Raw genomic sequence first — 13,993 nt, 5'->3', positions numbered from 1 at the left:
CGACTCAGCTCCCGAACAGCGTGCGCAGTGTGTGCTGGAGCACGGGGTAGAAGGCGCCGCCCATCAGCACGACCCAGATTGCGACGACCCACCACAGCATCTGCTTCTGGCGCCGCGGTCCCTTGGACCAGAAGTCCACCGCGATGATGCGGAGGCCGTTGAGCGCGTGGAAGAGGATGGCGGCGACGAGGCCGTACTCCATCACATTCACGACGGGTGTCTTGTACGTCGCGACGACGTCGTCGTACGCCTCGGGGGAGACGCGGACGAGAGCGGTGTCCAGGACGTGCACGAACAGGAAGAAGAAAATGAGGACGCCGGTGACTCGATGAGCCACCCAGGACCACATGCCTTCCCGGCCGCGGTACAGCGTTCCAGCCGGCACGGAAAACCCTCCGGGAGCGGGGATCAGGGCCTGCCGGCTTCTCTGTCGGTCGGGCCCGGCCGGGTACGGTCCACCGGCCCTGGCCATCGTAGCGACGCCTTGTCGGTTCGGCGTCCCGGGGTCCGCAGGTGTGATCAAACAGGCATGTGCGGGCGGGTCAAGGGCCGGAAGGGGTGATTCCGGGGGGTCGGGCGACACTCGTTTGACCTGCGATGTTCGACTGAATGGGTGTTATGTCCCGCAGGGTCGGACGGTTCGCGGCCGGATCGGCGGGGTGTCCGGCGCCAGCCGGGCGAGCCGGCCGCGGGCGAGCCGGGCGAGCTCGGCGGCGGTGACGGCGGCCTCGTCGGCCGGGGCGGCGGCCAGGCGGGTGCGCAGCGCGGCCAGGGACCGGTCCAGGGCCTCGCCGGGGCGGCAGCCGTCCAGGCACAGCACGAAAACGTGGCCGAACCGGTGCTCGTAGGCGGCGTGGGCCCGGCGCAGCGCGCGGCGGGCCGCCTCCGTCGCGGGGGAGGGCGGGGCCGGGACGGTGGCGCGGTGGGGGCTCGTGAACAGGTGCTGGGGGACCGTCTCGTCGGCGAGCGCCTCCGCCAGATCGGCGGGGGAGAGGTCGCGGGCGGCGTGCTCCGCCGTGCTCAGCAGGGTGCGCAGGTCGGGGTAGGGCCGCAGGTCGGCGAGGCGGCGGGCCCAGCGGCGGCTCCCGCAGCAGGCGAGGAGCGCGGCTTCGGCGGCGCCCGGGGCGGCGGAGTTGAGCCGGTCGAGGCCGTGGCGGTCCAGGCCGTGGTGATCCGGGCCGTGGTGATCCGAACCGTGACGATCCGGGCCGTGGCGGTCGAGGTAGGACAGCGCGATCCCCCCATCTCCGGCGAGCGACCCCCCCGTCTGCCGGCGAGGAGTCGAACCGGGCCGCCACCGTAGCGACGCCTATCGGACACCGGCCGACCGGTGCAGGAATTTCATTCGGACGGGGGCGGTTTGCGGCGCGCTGTGGACGTCGGCGGCCTCTTTGCGGACAAAAGCATCTATTTTTGGGGCAAGGTCACATAACGAGAGGCTTGCTCCATGGGACTGCGCCTCAGGACGAAACGGGCTTCGGCCGTCCGCGGGACCGTCTGCGCCGGCGTCCTCCTCGTCACCATGACGCTGATGGGCTGCCCCCGCGAGGGCGGCGGCGAGCGGCCGGGCCAGGACGACTCGCGCTCCCCGGGAGCCTCCTCCGCCTCGCCCTCGGCGCCCAGCTCGCCCGGCCGGCAGTCCGCCGCGCAGGCCCCCGTCCCCGCCGGCGTCCCCCGCGCGATCCCCGCCGTCCGCTCCGCCGAGGCCGCCCCCGGCCCCGGCTGGCGGCCCGTCGACGGCGCCCGCGTGATCGCCCCCGGCCCGCTCGCCGACGAGGGCCGCCGGCTGGCCGGCGAGCTGCACTTGCAGTACGCGGCGGCGGGCCCCGCCCGCTCCGGCGACGTCGAGCTCGCCCAGCGCCCCGGCAGCTCCGGCAGCGGCCCGCTCGCCGCCGAGGGGTACGAGCTGACCGCCCGCGACGGCAAGGTGCTGGTCGCCTCGGCCGGCGAGCCCGGCGTGTTCTACGGCACGCGCACCCTCCTGCAAGCCGTGCGCTCCGGCGGCGGGCTCCCCGAAGGCGTCGTCCGCGACGCCCCCGACCGCGCCCAGCGCGGCCTCCACCTCGACATCGCCCGCAAGCACTTCACCGCCGGCTGGATCGAGGCCCGGCTGCGCGAGCTGTCCGCCCTCAAGCTCAACCAGCTCGCCCTGCACTTCTCCGACGACCAGGGCTTCCGCATCGAGAGCGACTCCCACCCCGAGATCGTCTCCAAGCAGCACCTGACCAAGGCCGAGGTCCGCCGCATCGTGGCCCTCGCCGAGTCCCTGCACGTCACCGTCATCCCCGAGCTCGACTCGCCCGGCCACCTCGGCGCGGTCATCGCCGCCCACCCCACGCTGCAACTGCGCGACGCCTCGGGCACCGCCGCCCGCGGCGCCATCGACATCGCCAACGCCGACTCCGCCCGCATCGTCGACGACCTGCTGCGCGAGTACGCCCCCCTCTTCCCCGGCCCGTACTTCCACCTCGGTGCCGACGAGTACCGCGCCCTGATGGCCAAGAACCCCGAGGCCTCCTACCCGCGCCTGGCCGCCCGCGCCAAGGAGAAGTACGGGGCCCGCGCCCGCGTCCAGGACCTGGCCACCGGCTGGCTCAACGACCGCGCCGCGTTCGTGCGCACCCTCGGCAAGAAGGCCAAGGCCTGGAACGACGGCTTCTTCCCCGGCGGCGTCGTCACCGCGAAGAAGGACATCGAGGTCGAGTACTGGACGGGCAAGGAGATCGGCGCCCGCGCCCCGCAGGACTACCTGAACGAGGGGCGCACGCTCGTCAACCTCAACGACGAATACCTCTACTACGTCCTCGGCGAGCCCAACCAGTTCACCTACCCGACCGGCCAGCGGATCTACGAACAGTGGTCGCCGGCCGTGCTGCGCGGCACGGCGCCGGTGCCCGCGCCCGCCGGGCCGGACCGGGTGGCGGGCGGCCGGCTCGCCGTCTGGTGCGATCACGCGGCCGCGCAGACGCCGCAACAGGTCGCGGCAGGCATCCGCCTGCCCCTGGCGGCCACCGCCCAGCGCCTGTGGGACGCGCGGCGCCCGACGCTGCCGTGGCGGGACTTCGCGTCCCTGGACGCGCGCGTCCGTTAGCCGTACGTACGGGTCCGGGTAGCGTCCGATTCCGCCGGACCCTCGCCGTGGTGGTTGCTCGCCGCGGCGGCGGATTCAAGGATGCGGCAGCATCCTTGACCTGCCGGGCTGCCGGGCTGCCGGGGCCGGTGAAGGGTGGCACCCGCCACCCTTCAAACCGCCGCCGCGGCGAGCAACCACAGCGGCGGTATCCGGCGGTGCCGAAGCCACCTGAACCCGTACAACCCCGGCCAAGGGTAGGGCGGCAACGCCCGCCGCGTGCGGCCGTCCCTCCGGAGGGCCTAACCTCCGGGGGGAAGGCACGCGCATCCGAACGAGGGCCCGATGAAGATCGAATTCCTGCTGCACAACGCGTACGGCATCGGCGGCACCATCCGCTCGACCGTCAACCTCGCCGCCGCCCTCGCGGACCGGCACGAGGTCCGGATCATCAGCGTCAACCGGCCCGTGGACGAACCCGAGCTGGCCATCGACCCGCGCGTGCGCCTGACGCCCCTGGTCGACCTGCGCGAGGGCACCGACGGCGACGAGTACGAGGCGCCGCTCAACCAGCAGCCCAGCGCGATCTTCCGGGACGAGCGCATCGACAACGGCCGCATGGCCTCGACGGCCCTCACCGACGAGCGCGTCCGCGACCACCTCGCCGCCACCGACGCCGACGTCGTCATCGCCACCCGCCCCAAGCTCATCGGCTACCTCGCCACGTACGGCTCCGACCGCTACCTGCGCCTGGGCCAGGAGCACCTCACGCACGAGGCCCACGTCCCCGAGCTGCACGCGGTGATGGACCCGGCGATCTCCGCCCTCGACGCCTTCGCCACCGTCTCCGAGGCCGACGCCGGGCACTACCGGGAGGCCCTCCCCGGCGCCCGCGCGCGCATCCTCTCCATCCCCAACGCCGTCCCCGCCCCCGCCGCGGAGCCCTCCGACGGCACCTCCCGCCTGATCGTCTCCGCGGGCCGCCTCGTCGCCGTCAAGCGCTACGACCGGCTGATCGCCGCCTTCGCCAAGGTCGCCGCCGAGCGCCCCGAGTGGCACCTGCGCATCTACGGCCGCGGCCCCGCCAAGGCCAAGCTGCGCAAGCAGATCGAGGAGCTCGGCCTGTACGAGCGGATCACGCTCATGGGCGCCCGCTCGCCCATCGAGACCGAGTGGTCCAAGGGCGCCGTCGCCGCCGTCGCCTCCGACGCCGAGTCCTTCGGCATGACGATCGTCGAGGCCATGCACGCGGGCCTGCCGGTCGTCGCGACGGACTGCCCGTACGGCCCGCGCGAGATTCTCACCGACGGCACCGACGGCGTGCTCGTGCCTCTCGACGACTCCGATGCCGTCGACGCCTACGCCGACGCCCTCCTGAAGGTCACCGGGGACGCCGGCCTGCGCACCCGCCTCGGCGCCGCCGCCCGCGAGACCGCCGGCCGCTACGAGCCCGCCCGCATCGCCGCCCGCTACGAGGAGCTGTTCGAGGAACTGCGCCCGGGCTCCACCACCGTCGCCGAGAAGAAGAAGGGCCTGTTCGGCGGCCTCTTCGGCGGCGGCCGCAAGAAGCAGCCGGCCGCGGCCGCCCCCGCGCCCGGCGCCGTCGCCCACCCGGGCGCGCGCTGCGCCGTCGCCGCCGACGGCTCCCTCGTCGTCCGCCTGCGCGCCGACGAGCTCACCGCTGCCGACACGCACCTGCTGCTGCGCCACCGCGGCACCAAGGGCAAGGAGGCCGTGCGCGTGCCGCTGCCCGCCCGCCGCGAGCCCGGCACCTGGGTCGAGGCCCGCCTCGACCGCGCCGCGCACACCCTCCCCGAAGGCCGCTGGGACACCTACGCCGAGCGCTCCGGCGACAAGTCGCGCCGCCGCCTGACCGCCGCGCTCATCGAGCAGAAGGGTCTGCTCGGCCTGGACCTCGCGCAGACCGCCGCCGGTGTCGCCGCCGCCGTCCCGTACGAGACGAGCGACGGCTTCCTCGCCGTCCGCACCTGGCTGCGCCCCCAGCACGCCGAGGCCGGCGAGGTGGCCGTCGGCGACGACGGCATCCGCGTCGCCGTCCGGGCGTACGGCACCGAGCTCGGCGAGGGCGGCGAGCTGATCGCGCGGCTGCGCCACGGCGACGGCTCGGCCGGTGACGTCCGCGCACCGCTGGAGGGCGGCTCCGGGACCCTGCCCTACGAGCCGATGCAGCAGCGGCAGAAGCCGGACGAGGAGCAGGACCTGTGGGACCTGTGGGTGCGTCCGAAGGCGGGCGCGGCGCTCGTGCGCGTCGGCCGGCTCGCGGGCGACTTCGCCGACCGCAAGGGCGTCGACACCTTCCCGGGCGCCGTCCGCGGCGAGGTGCGGCTGCGCCCGTACTTCACGGTCACGAACGACCTGACGATCACGGTGAAGGACGTGGCGAAGGATGTGACGGGGGAGGACGCGTAGAGGACGCGCGGAGGCGGTCCGGCGGATATGCGCCGGACCGCGGCGCGTTGGTCACGCGGTTGGTCACGGCAGCGGGCGGAGCTCGGTAGAAGCCCAGGTCAGCGACCCCGCCGGAACGGAGGACGGCCGGGGCCGCCACCCCCCACAGGAGAGGCCCCGACCGCCGTCCGGTGCGGACCCTGGTGGGGCCCACACCTCCTACAGCGCCGCAAGCCCTCAATTCGTCACACTGTCACACCGGCCGGTGCGCGGTCCCCGCGCCGCGGCCCCGGTGACCCTTTCTGGACGAAGCCGGGTCACTGCCCGTAACGTGCGGGTCCGCGCCGCTGCCGGTGCGCATCTCTCGCTTGTTGGTCCCAGCGGCCGGGCCAAACCGGACGAACCGGAAGCCGGCCGCTCCCAGGGGGTTCTCACCTATGTATCCGTGCGGTAACTGCCGCGCCGCCGCCGTCGGCCCGGACGGCCGCTGCGCCGCCTGCGGTGCCTACCAGCAGCAGGCCGCCGGCATGGCGCCCGGCATGGCGCCCGGCATGGCACCCGGCCCCGCGCCCGCCTACCCGTACGCCCCCGCGATGCCCGCCGCCCCGATGCCCGTCGGCGGCGTCGACCTGCGCCGCGGTCTGCGGATCGCGCTGATGACCGCGCTCGGCGTGAGCACGGCGGTGCTGCTGTTCGTCTTCTGGACCGACACCCAGACGCGCGCGGCCATCCAGGACATGCTCGACAACGGCGTGACCTCCACCACGGAGCAGGACATCCAGGACACGGACGCCGCGGCCACGATCGCCGCGGTGCTGAACTTCCTCACCCTGGCCGCCTCGGCCGCGCTGTGGGCCGTCTGGTTCCGCCGGGCCCGCATCAACGCCGAGTTCTTCGCCCCCGGCAGCCACCGCTTCGGCATCGGCTGGGCGGCGGGCGCGTGGTTCACCCCGGTCGTCAACTTCTGGTTCCCCAAGCAGATCGTCAACGACATCTACAAGGCGAGCGTCCCGCCGGGCGCCCGCGCCCCCAAGGGCCTGCTCAACGCCTGGTGGACGCTGTGGATCGCCTCCGGCGTCTGCGCCATGGTCTCCTCCGTGCTCGGCGCAAGCGCCGGCGCGCGGATCGCGGCCAAGGGCTACGACGGCTCCTCCTGGCGCGAGGACGTCGAAGCGCTGAAGAACTCCGCGAACGTCTCCGCCTTCGGCACGCTGCTGATGATCGCCGCCGGCGTCCTGGCCCTCCTCGTCGTCCGCCAGCTCGGCGGCCTCCAGGAGCGGCGCGCGACGGCGGGCCCGGCCGTCGCCCCCGGCATGCCGGGCATGCCGGGCGCCCCGGTGCACGCCGGTGCGCCGTACGGCGCACCCGGGTACGCCCCCGGGCAGCAGCAGCCCGGCGGCCCCGCGGCCGGCTGGCCCCACCCGCCGCAGAATCCTTACGGCAGCGGGCCGGCGGGCTACTGAGCCACGGAATCTCCGAGTGGTGCAGGATGAGGGCGTGCAGGGGGACGACGCCGAGCTGACGGCCGCGGTGAACGCGGCCCAGGGTGGGGACGAGACGGCATTCCGTACGGTCTACCGCTCCGTGCAGCCCCGCCTGCTCGGGTACGTGCGGACGCTCGTCGGCGAGGCCGACGCGGAGGACGTGGCCTCGGAGGCGTGGTTGCAGATAGCCCGCGACCTCGGCCGGTTCAGCGGCGACGCGGACCGCTTCCGGGGCTGGGCCGCGCGCATCGCGCGCAACCGCGCCCTGGACCACATACGCATGCGCGGCCGGCGCCCGGCCATCGGCGGCGACGAGAGCGAGCTCGCCGGCCGCGCCGCCGACGCGGACACCGCGGGGGAGGCCCTGGAGGCCCTCGGCACCGGCAACACCCTCGCGCTGATAGCGCAGCTCCCGCAGGACCAGGCCGAGGCCGTCGTGCTGCGCGTCGTCGTCGGCCTCGACGCGAAGAGCGCGGCCGGGGTGCTCGGCAAACGCCCGGGCGCGGTGCGCACCGCCGCGCACCGCGGGCTGCGCCGGCTGGCCGAAATGGTCACGGCGGGAACCGGCGGGGCCGACGCGGCGACCGGGACCGTGGGGGCGAACGGATCGGTGCCGGCGGGGAAGCGGGTCACCGACACCGTCCCCCAGCAGCGGCGGTCACTCCCCGGGGACCACCCCGGAGCGAACGCTTCTGCCGGTGTGACGCAAATGCGTGCTCGGACGCAGAAGGACATGTGATGGCGGACGACCACCGGTACGACTGGCTGGAAGACTGGCTGGACGACGACGCCGTGGAGCGCTTGCTGAACGGCTCGCCCGCCGCCGGCCCGGCGCGAGGCAGCGCAGCTGCCGACCAGGATGAGATGACGGGCAACCCGGCCGACGGCCGCGCCCGTACGAACGAGAAGGCGGACGAGGGCGCGGGCAAGGACGCGGACGGGGCTGTACGTGACGGCTCGGCTGTACGTGACGGCTCGGCCGCGCGTGACTCGTCGGACGGCGACGGCCCGTCCGTAGGCGACGGCTCCGTCGCCGGCCCCGGCGCCTCGCCGGACGGCGCCCCCGTACCGGCCGAGGCCGATCGGCTCGTCGCCGCGCTCCGGGAGCTCGTGCCGCCGCCCGCCGCGGAAGGCGTGCCGCTGCCCGGGGAGGAGGCCGCGCTGGCCGCGTTCCGGGAGGCGAGGGCCGTCGTGGCCGGTCCCTCCGCCGCGGCCGAACCTTCCGTCCAACTCGGCGCTCCCGCCGCCCCCGCTTCCGCCCCGTCCCTCGCCCGCCGCTTCTTCCCCCGCTGGCAGCCCGTCAAGGCCGCGCTGGCCATGGCCCTCGCGGGCTGTGCGATCGGCGGGGTCGCGGTGGCCGCCGGCGCGGGCGTGCTGCCCGCGCCCTTCGGCCGGGCGAGCGGGCCGCCCGCGGCCGCGCCCAGCGTGTCGGCCTTCGGCGACGACCCCGCCGCCGGCGTCTCCCCGGACGGCCGCCGCTCGCCCGGCGCGTCCCCGTCCCGCGGCCGGGACGGCAGCCCGAGCGGCTCGGGCACCCCGGACGGCTCCGGCAGCTCCGCGCCCGGCGCGGGCAGGAGCCGGGGCCCCGGCGACAAGAACGAGCCCGGCGACTCCCCGTCCGCCTCGCCGCGCCCCGGCAAGAGCAAGGGCGGCGACAAGGACGACAACGGCCGCAACGACGGCGCCAAGCCCGGCACGGCCTGGGCCGTCCGCATGTGCCGCGACTACCTGGACGCCCAGCAGCACCACGGCAAGGCCGTCGACGAGGACGACGTCCGCACCCTGGAGCGGTCCGCCGGCATCGCCGACGCCGTCGACCTGCGTGCCTTCTGCGAGCGCCTGGTCAAGGCGGACGACGCCGGCAAGGGATCGGGATCCGGTGGGCTCACCGGCGGCCGGACCGGCACCGGCAAGGGCGGCGCCGGCGACGGCCCGGACGGTGTGTTCCGCCTTGTGCCGCCCGTCCGGAGCAGTACGGGTTTCGGTGCTCCGGCCCCGGGTGTGACGTTTTCCGACGCCGCGGCGCTGTAGTAAATGAAGCCGACTGGTCATCGGCTGCGCATGAGCCGGAGTTCCCCCCATACCGTCGGCTCCTGCGCATCGGCGCGGGCGGGGCTCTTCCCCCGGCTCTGCCCGCGCCCCCCTCTTTTCCGCCCGCCCCGCCGCTAGAGTCCGGTTGAGGAACCTCAGAATCCGAGGAGCCTCGTAAGCCGAGGTTGTTCTGCATCGCGGAGAGCGGGAGGCGTCGCATCCCATGACCCGGTCGACCGAATCAGGCCTGCCCGTCCAGCCCGTCTACGGCCCCGGCGCCCTCGCCGGCTGGGACCCGGCCGAGCGGCTCGGCGAGCCCGGCGCGTACCCCTTCACGCGGGGCGTGTACCCCACGATGTACACGGGCCGGCCCTGGACGATGCGCCAGTACGCCGGCTTCGGCACCGCCGCCGAGTCCAACGCCCGCTACCGGCAGCTCATCGCCCACGGCACCACCGGCCTGTCCGTCGCCTTCGACCTGCCCACGCAGATGGGCCACGACTCCGACGCGGAGATCGCGAGCGGCGAGGTCGGCAAGGTGGGCGTCGCGGTCGACTCCGTCGAGGACATGCGGGTGCTCTTCGGCGGCATCCCGCTCGGCGAGGTCTCCACGTCGATGACCATCAACGCCCCCGCTGCGCTCCTGCTGCTGATGTACCAGCTCGTCGGCGAGGAGCAGGGCGCCCCCGCGGACCGCCTCACCGGCACGATCCAGAACGACGTCCTCAAGGAGTACATCGCCCGCGGCACGTACATCTTCCCGCCGAAGCCGTCGCTGCGGCTGGTCGCCGACACCTTCGCGTACTGCGGCGCCGAGCTCCCCAAATGGAACATGATCTCGATCTCGGGCTATCACATGGCCGAGGCCGGCGCCTCGCCCGCGCAGGAGATCGCCTTCACCCTCGCCAACGGCATCGAGTACGTCCGCACGGCGGTCGCCGCCGGGATGGACGTCGACGCGTTCGCCCCGCGCCTGTCCTTCTTCTTCGTCTCGCGCACGACGCTGCTGGAAGAGGTCGCCAAGTTCCGGGCCGCCCGGCGGATCTGGGCGCGCGTGATGAAGGAGGAGTTCGGCGCCCGCGACCCCAAGTCGCAGATGCTGCGCTTCCACACCCAGACGGCCGGCGTCCAGCTCACCGCGCAGCAGCCGGAGGTCAACCTGGTGCGCGTCGCCGTCCAGGGCCTCGCCGCCGTCCTCGGCGGCACCCAGTCCCTGCACACCAACTCCTTCGACGAGGCCATCGCCCTGCCGACGGACAAGGCGGCCCGGCTGGCGCTGCGCACGCAGCAGGTCCTCGCGTACGAGACGGACGTGACGGCCACGGTCGACCCCTTCGCCGGCTCGTACGCGGTCGAGTCCCTCACCGACGCGGTCGAGGAGGCGGCCGTGGACCTCATGGGCCGGGTGGCGGACCGCGGCGGCGCCGTCGCCGCGATCGAACAGGGCTTCCAGAAGGCCGAGATCGAGCGCAACGCGTACCGCATCGCCCAGGAGACCGACAGCGGCGAGCGCGTCGTCGTCGGCGTCAACCGCTTCCGGCTCGACGAGGAGGAGCCGTACGAACCGCTGCGCGTCGACCCGGCCATCGAGGCCCGGCAGCGGGAGCGGCTCGCGCGGCTGCGGGAGGAGCGGGACGGGCGGGCGGTGGAGACGGCGCTGGCCGCCCTGCGGACGGCCGCCGCCGGCACGGACAACGTCCTGTACCCCCTGAAGGACGCCCTGCGGGCGCGGGCCACGGTGGGGGAGGCGTGCAACGCGCTGCGGGAGGTGTGGGGGACGTACGTCCCGGCGGACGCCTTCTGAGCGCGGTTCCGTCCGTGTTCTTCGCGTGCTCTTCCTGTGCTCTCCGTGAGCGACACTGGAGGGTATGTCCGCTCCACGCCGCGCCTGCCCCGTATGCACTCGCGAGATCGCCGTCGTCGGTGGCCGCTATGCCCGCCACGACCCGCCGGGCCGCCGCCCCGCCTTCTCGTACGAGCTGGTCTCCTGCCCGGGCTCGCGCCGCTCGGCGCCGCTGCTGGCGACGGAACCGAGGCTGTTCGACCCGGAGGAGCCGCCGATGGACGGCCAGCAGCAGCTGTTCTGAGGGGGAGCCGTCGGGCCTTCTAGCAGGCCATGTCGTCGGCCGGCCGCTTCCCGCTGACGAGGAACTCGCTGACGGCGCGGTCGCTGCAAGCGTTGCCGCTGTTGAGCCACACGCCGTGGCCGCCGGCGTCCACGGTGACGAGGCGGGCGCGGTCGCCGAGGGCCTCGCGCATCTTCAGGGCTCCGACGTAGGGCGTGGCCGGGTCGCGCAGGTTCTGCACCATCAGGATGTTGGACGGGCCCCGGGACGTGATGCGGGTGGGCTTCTCCGCGGGCTCGTCCTTCCAGAACGCGCACGGAGTGATGGTGGCCGGCATGCCCGCGGTGAGGGGATGGCGGGCGCGGTCCGCGGCGACGGCCCGCTCGTACGAGGCGACGTCGCGCGGCCATGCCACGTCGTTGCAGGCGATGCCGGCGAAGACGGCGACGTCGCGCTGGGAGAGCAGCTCGGTGAGGGGTTCGGCGACGGTGAGCGGGTCGGTTCCGCTGCTGTTCCGGACGGCCTGCATCAGCGTGGCGAGGTCCGGGTACCTCTCGCTGCCGTAGAGGCTCAGCTGCATCACCTGCCGCAGCAGGTTGCCGGTGAGGGGGCGACCGGTGTCCTTGAACGTGCGGGGCTTGCGGTCGAGCTCCGCGGCCATGGCGAGGAACATCGGGCGGACGTCCTCGGCGCGCTCGGCGAGCCGGTCCTTGCCGCGGGCCGGGTCGGCGGCCCAGCGGGCGAAGTCGGGGAAGGCGTCGTCGGCACCCTGCGCCATGTTGGCCAGCCAGCCGCGCAGTGCGCGGGAGGGGTCGGGGTCGCCGCTGCTGTCGAGGACCCAGCGGTCGGTGCGCTCGGGGAACATCTGCGCGTAGACGGCGCCGGCGTAGGTCCCGTAGGACGTGCCGACGGCGGACAGCTTCTTCTCGCCCAGGGCCTTGCGCAAACTGTCGATGTCACGGGCTTCGTTGCGGGTGGTCAGGCTGCGGAGGACGTCGCCGCCGTTGCGGGCACAGGCTTCGGCAACACGCCGGGCCCGGGCGACGCCGTCGGATATGTCCCCATGGGGGTCGGGCCAGGCCCGGAACTCCACCATCCGCCGGTCGTCCTCGGATACCCCGCAGTCGGCGGCGGTACTGCCCCCCACCCCCCGCGGATCGAAACTGACGACGTCGTAGGCCCCCTTGGTGGCCTTCCGCACCTTCTCCCCCTTCCGCGCAAGCCCCTCGACCCCCGATCCCCCCGGCCCCCCGGGAATCAGCAACAACGTCCCCCGCCGCGCCTGCGGCCGCTCGGACCGAAGCCGGGAAACCGCAATGTCGACGGTGGGCCCGGAGGGCTTCCGGTAGTCGAGCGGAACGGGAAGCGTGGCGCACTCGGCCCCGGGGGCACTGCCCTCGGCGGTACAGGGATGCCACTTGAGCGAGGAAACGGGGGAGTCGGCGGGCGCGGCGGCGTACGCGGGAGCGCTCACCACACCGGCACAGGCGGCAACGGACAGGGCCACGATCATGGCTGCACGGCTACGTGATCTCATGAACACCAGGCTGTCCGAACCCGAACCACCTGCCCATGAGGCCAACTCCCCACGGGGAGGTGGGGGTAGCCATACCCGTAGGGGTTGGCGGGGCCTCCACCCTTATTTCCAGGGGATGTTCAGCCAGGGGCTGGCGGGATCGGTCGTGAGGAGGCGGTGAGCGTCGACCATTTCCTGGTACCAGCTGCCGAATTCCTCCTCGTCGAAGTGGAGGCACCGCCCAAGGATGTAGCCGGCGGAGAAGTCCTCCCATGAGCGGTACGCGGACTGCGCGGCGCGGCCGGCGCGGAGAACCGCCTGCTCGGCATCCTCCAGGGTGCAGAAACGCGCCCCGAGCCCCCAGCGGGCCATGCCGGAGGCCCGCCCGTAGTCCCAGGCCTCCGTCGTACGGATGTAGGAGCCCTCGGGCAGCAGTCCGTCCGCGCGGAAGCGGGCCTCGTAGCGGGCGATGCGCCCGATCATCCGCCGCACGCCCGCGACCTGGGACTCCGCCTCGGCCGCCGACACCGGCTGCCCCCGGGTGACCCCCTCGGGCGTGATCCGAGCCGCCCCGGCCTCCTCTATCCCGCGCCGCAGCACGCGCTCGGCGCTCTCGCGCCAGTGCTCGATGGCGACGGAACCGGCGAAGTCCCGTGCGAGCGCGTGCCGGACGCTCAGCACGAACTGCCACACGTCACTGACCATGTCCGCGTTCAGCAGCCGCTCCTGGGTGCGGTACCAGGTCTCCCGACTCGTGACGCCCCACCACTTTTCGAGCCGGTACTTCTCGTGGTGGTAGCCCGAGCCGTGGTAGCCCATGGAGTTCCACAACTCCCCGTTCTTCACGAACAGCAGCGCGGCGCAGGCCAGCCCGTGAGCGACCGGCCCGTGCAGAGGCCCGCCCACGTGGAGAGCGCGCAGCTTGCCGTGCGTGTGGGACTGCCCGCAGGCGCTGTCGGCGGCGCGAGCGTTGCGGGCGCGCTCGTGGTGCTGCCGCCAGACGGCGCGGTGTGCGGGCGTCGTCGGCAGGAACGCCTCGCAGGGGCTGCCGGGGTTGACCGCCAGGAACGGCGGATCAGCGTCCTCCCAGGCACGTCCGTACCAATCCAAAGAACGGGCGACGAACACCGGGTCGGGGACCGGCGCCGGCAGCATCCCCTCGGTGAACACCGCCAGGCACTGCGTGTTCGTCTGCGGATTCCAGTACGGAGTGAAGAACACGGAGTCGGGAGCCGAGTCGGCTTGCCGCCGCGAGACGGCCAGGAACAGATCGGTGCCGGCCAGCACGTCGAAGAAGGCGGGCCAGTCGCCCCGCATCTTCGCTTCGTAGAGCCGGCGCTCGATGTCACTCGGCGCGGTCCATGACGGAGCCACGGCCGACGGCGGCGTGCCGACGGACCCCTCTCCTGTGTTCATC

The 13,993-nt window shown here is 73.8% G+C and carries 11 protein-coding genes; 7 read left to right on the top strand and 4 right to left on the bottom strand.

Translation table 11 applies throughout. The features are described 5' to 3' along the window. Positions 1-4 precede the first annotated feature (4 nt). Both sdhC and D7231_RS20240 read right to left on the bottom strand, forming a co-directional pair. A complete protein-coding gene (gene sdhC, locus D7231_RS20245) occupies positions 5-385 on the bottom strand; it encodes a succinate dehydrogenase, cytochrome b556 subunit (RefSeq protein ID WP_120756892.1) in 381 nt (126 codons plus the stop codon). Positions 386-616: 231 nt separating this feature from the next. Next, the gene (locus D7231_RS20240) at positions 617-1,162 is read right to left on the bottom strand and encodes a 2-oxo-4-hydroxy-4-carboxy-5-ureidoimidazoline decarboxylase (RefSeq protein ID WP_120756891.1); all 546 of its coding nucleotides are present in this window, start codon (positions 1,160-1,162) and stop codon (positions 617-619) included. Positions 1,163-1,447: 285 nt separating this feature from the next. On the opposite strand from D7231_RS20240, the gene D7231_RS20235 reads away from it, so the two are divergent. From D7231_RS20235 to D7231_RS20205, 7 genes are all read left to right on the top strand, one after another. Next, the gene (locus D7231_RS20235; RefSeq protein WP_120756890.1) at positions 1,448-3,091 is read left to right on the top strand and encodes a beta-N-acetylhexosaminidase; all 1,644 of its coding nucleotides are present in this window, start codon (positions 1,448-1,450) and stop codon (positions 3,089-3,091) included. A 324-nt stretch (positions 3,092-3,415) separates the two neighbouring features. After that, positions 3,416-5,500, top strand: a complete 2,085-nt coding sequence (locus tag D7231_RS20230; protein ID WP_120756889.1) for a glycosyltransferase — start codon at positions 3,416-3,418, stop codon at positions 5,498-5,500. A 416-nt stretch (positions 5,501-5,916) separates the two neighbouring features. Next, positions 5,917-6,942 carry a DUF4328 domain-containing protein gene (locus tag D7231_RS20225; RefSeq protein WP_120756888.1) on the top strand — a complete coding sequence of 342 codons (1,026 nt, stop codon included), beginning with the start codon at positions 5,917-5,919 and terminating at the stop codon, positions 6,940-6,942. Between the two features lie 16 nt (positions 6,943-6,958). Continuing rightward, the gene (locus D7231_RS20220; RefSeq protein WP_359593021.1) at positions 6,959-7,702 is read left to right on the top strand and encodes an RNA polymerase sigma factor; all 744 of its coding nucleotides are present in this window, start codon (positions 6,959-6,961) and stop codon (positions 7,700-7,702) included. Further along, positions 7,702-8,994 (top strand): hypothetical protein, encoded by a 1,293-nt coding sequence (locus D7231_RS20215; protein WP_120756887.1) that lies wholly within the window; start codon positions 7,702-7,704, stop codon positions 8,992-8,994. Before D7231_RS20220 ends, D7231_RS20215 begins: the two co-directional genes overlap by 1 nt. A gap of 223 nt (positions 8,995-9,217) precedes the next feature. After that, positions 9,218-10,798 carry an acyl-CoA mutase large subunit family protein gene (locus D7231_RS20210; RefSeq protein WP_120756886.1) on the top strand — a complete coding sequence of 527 codons (1,581 nt, stop codon included), beginning with the start codon at positions 9,218-9,220 and terminating at the stop codon, positions 10,796-10,798. Between the two features lie 64 nt (positions 10,799-10,862). Next, complete coding sequence (locus tag D7231_RS20205; protein ID WP_106678233.1) at positions 10,863-11,081, top strand: hypothetical protein; 219 nt, start codon at positions 10,863-10,865, stop codon at positions 11,079-11,081. Between the two features lie 19 nt (positions 11,082-11,100). Here D7231_RS20205 and D7231_RS20200 read toward each other — a convergent pair whose 3' ends face one another. Both D7231_RS20200 and D7231_RS20195 read right to left on the bottom strand, forming a co-directional pair. Beyond that, positions 11,101-12,573, bottom strand: coding sequence for an alpha/beta hydrolase (locus D7231_RS20200; RefSeq protein ID WP_338419870.1), 1,473 nt, complete (start codon positions 12,571-12,573; stop codon positions 11,101-11,103). 126 nt (positions 12,574-12,699) lie between these two features. After that, complete coding sequence (locus D7231_RS20195; RefSeq protein WP_120757155.1) at positions 12,700-13,992, bottom strand: DUF1266 domain-containing protein; 1,293 nt, start codon at positions 13,990-13,992, stop codon at positions 12,700-12,702. Position 13,993 lies beyond the last annotated feature (1 nt).

The sequence above is a fragment of the Streptomyces klenkii genome (assembly GCF_003626645.1).
Lineage (GTDB): Bacteria > Actinomycetota > Actinomycetes > Streptomycetales > Streptomycetaceae > Streptomyces > Streptomyces klenkii.
The sequence above is the reverse complement of the archived record's forward strand: the minus strand, read 5'-3'. Positions and strand labels throughout refer to the sequence as shown.

Excerpts from the sequence above, each read along its gene's own strand:
- D7231_RS20205 (WP_106678233.1), top strand. The coding sequence starts at position 10,863 with ATGTCCGCTCCACGCCGCGCCTGCCCCGTATGCACTCGCGAGATCGCC.
- D7231_RS20225 (WP_120756888.1), top strand. The coding sequence starts at position 5,917 with ATGTATCCGTGCGGTAACTGCCGCGCCGCCGCCGTCGGCCCGGACGGC.
- D7231_RS20195 (WP_120757155.1), bottom strand. The coding sequence starts at position 13,992 with ATGAACACAGGAGAGGGGTCCGTCGGCACGCCGCCGTCGGCCGTGGCT.
- D7231_RS20215 (WP_120756887.1), top strand. The coding sequence starts at position 7,702 with ATGGCGGACGACCACCGGTACGACTGGCTGGAAGACTGGCTGGACGAC.
- D7231_RS20230 (WP_120756889.1), top strand. The coding sequence starts at position 3,416 with ATGAAGATCGAATTCCTGCTGCACAACGCGTACGGCATCGGCGGCACC.
- D7231_RS20200 (WP_338419870.1), bottom strand. The coding sequence starts at position 12,573 with ATGATCGTGGCCCTGTCCGTTGCCGCCTGTGCCGGTGTGGTGAGCGCT.
- D7231_RS20210 (WP_120756886.1), top strand. The coding sequence starts at position 9,218 with ATGACCCGGTCGACCGAATCAGGCCTGCCCGTCCAGCCCGTCTACGGC.
- D7231_RS20235 (WP_120756890.1), top strand. The coding sequence starts at position 1,448 with ATGGGACTGCGCCTCAGGACGAAACGGGCTTCGGCCGTCCGCGGGACC.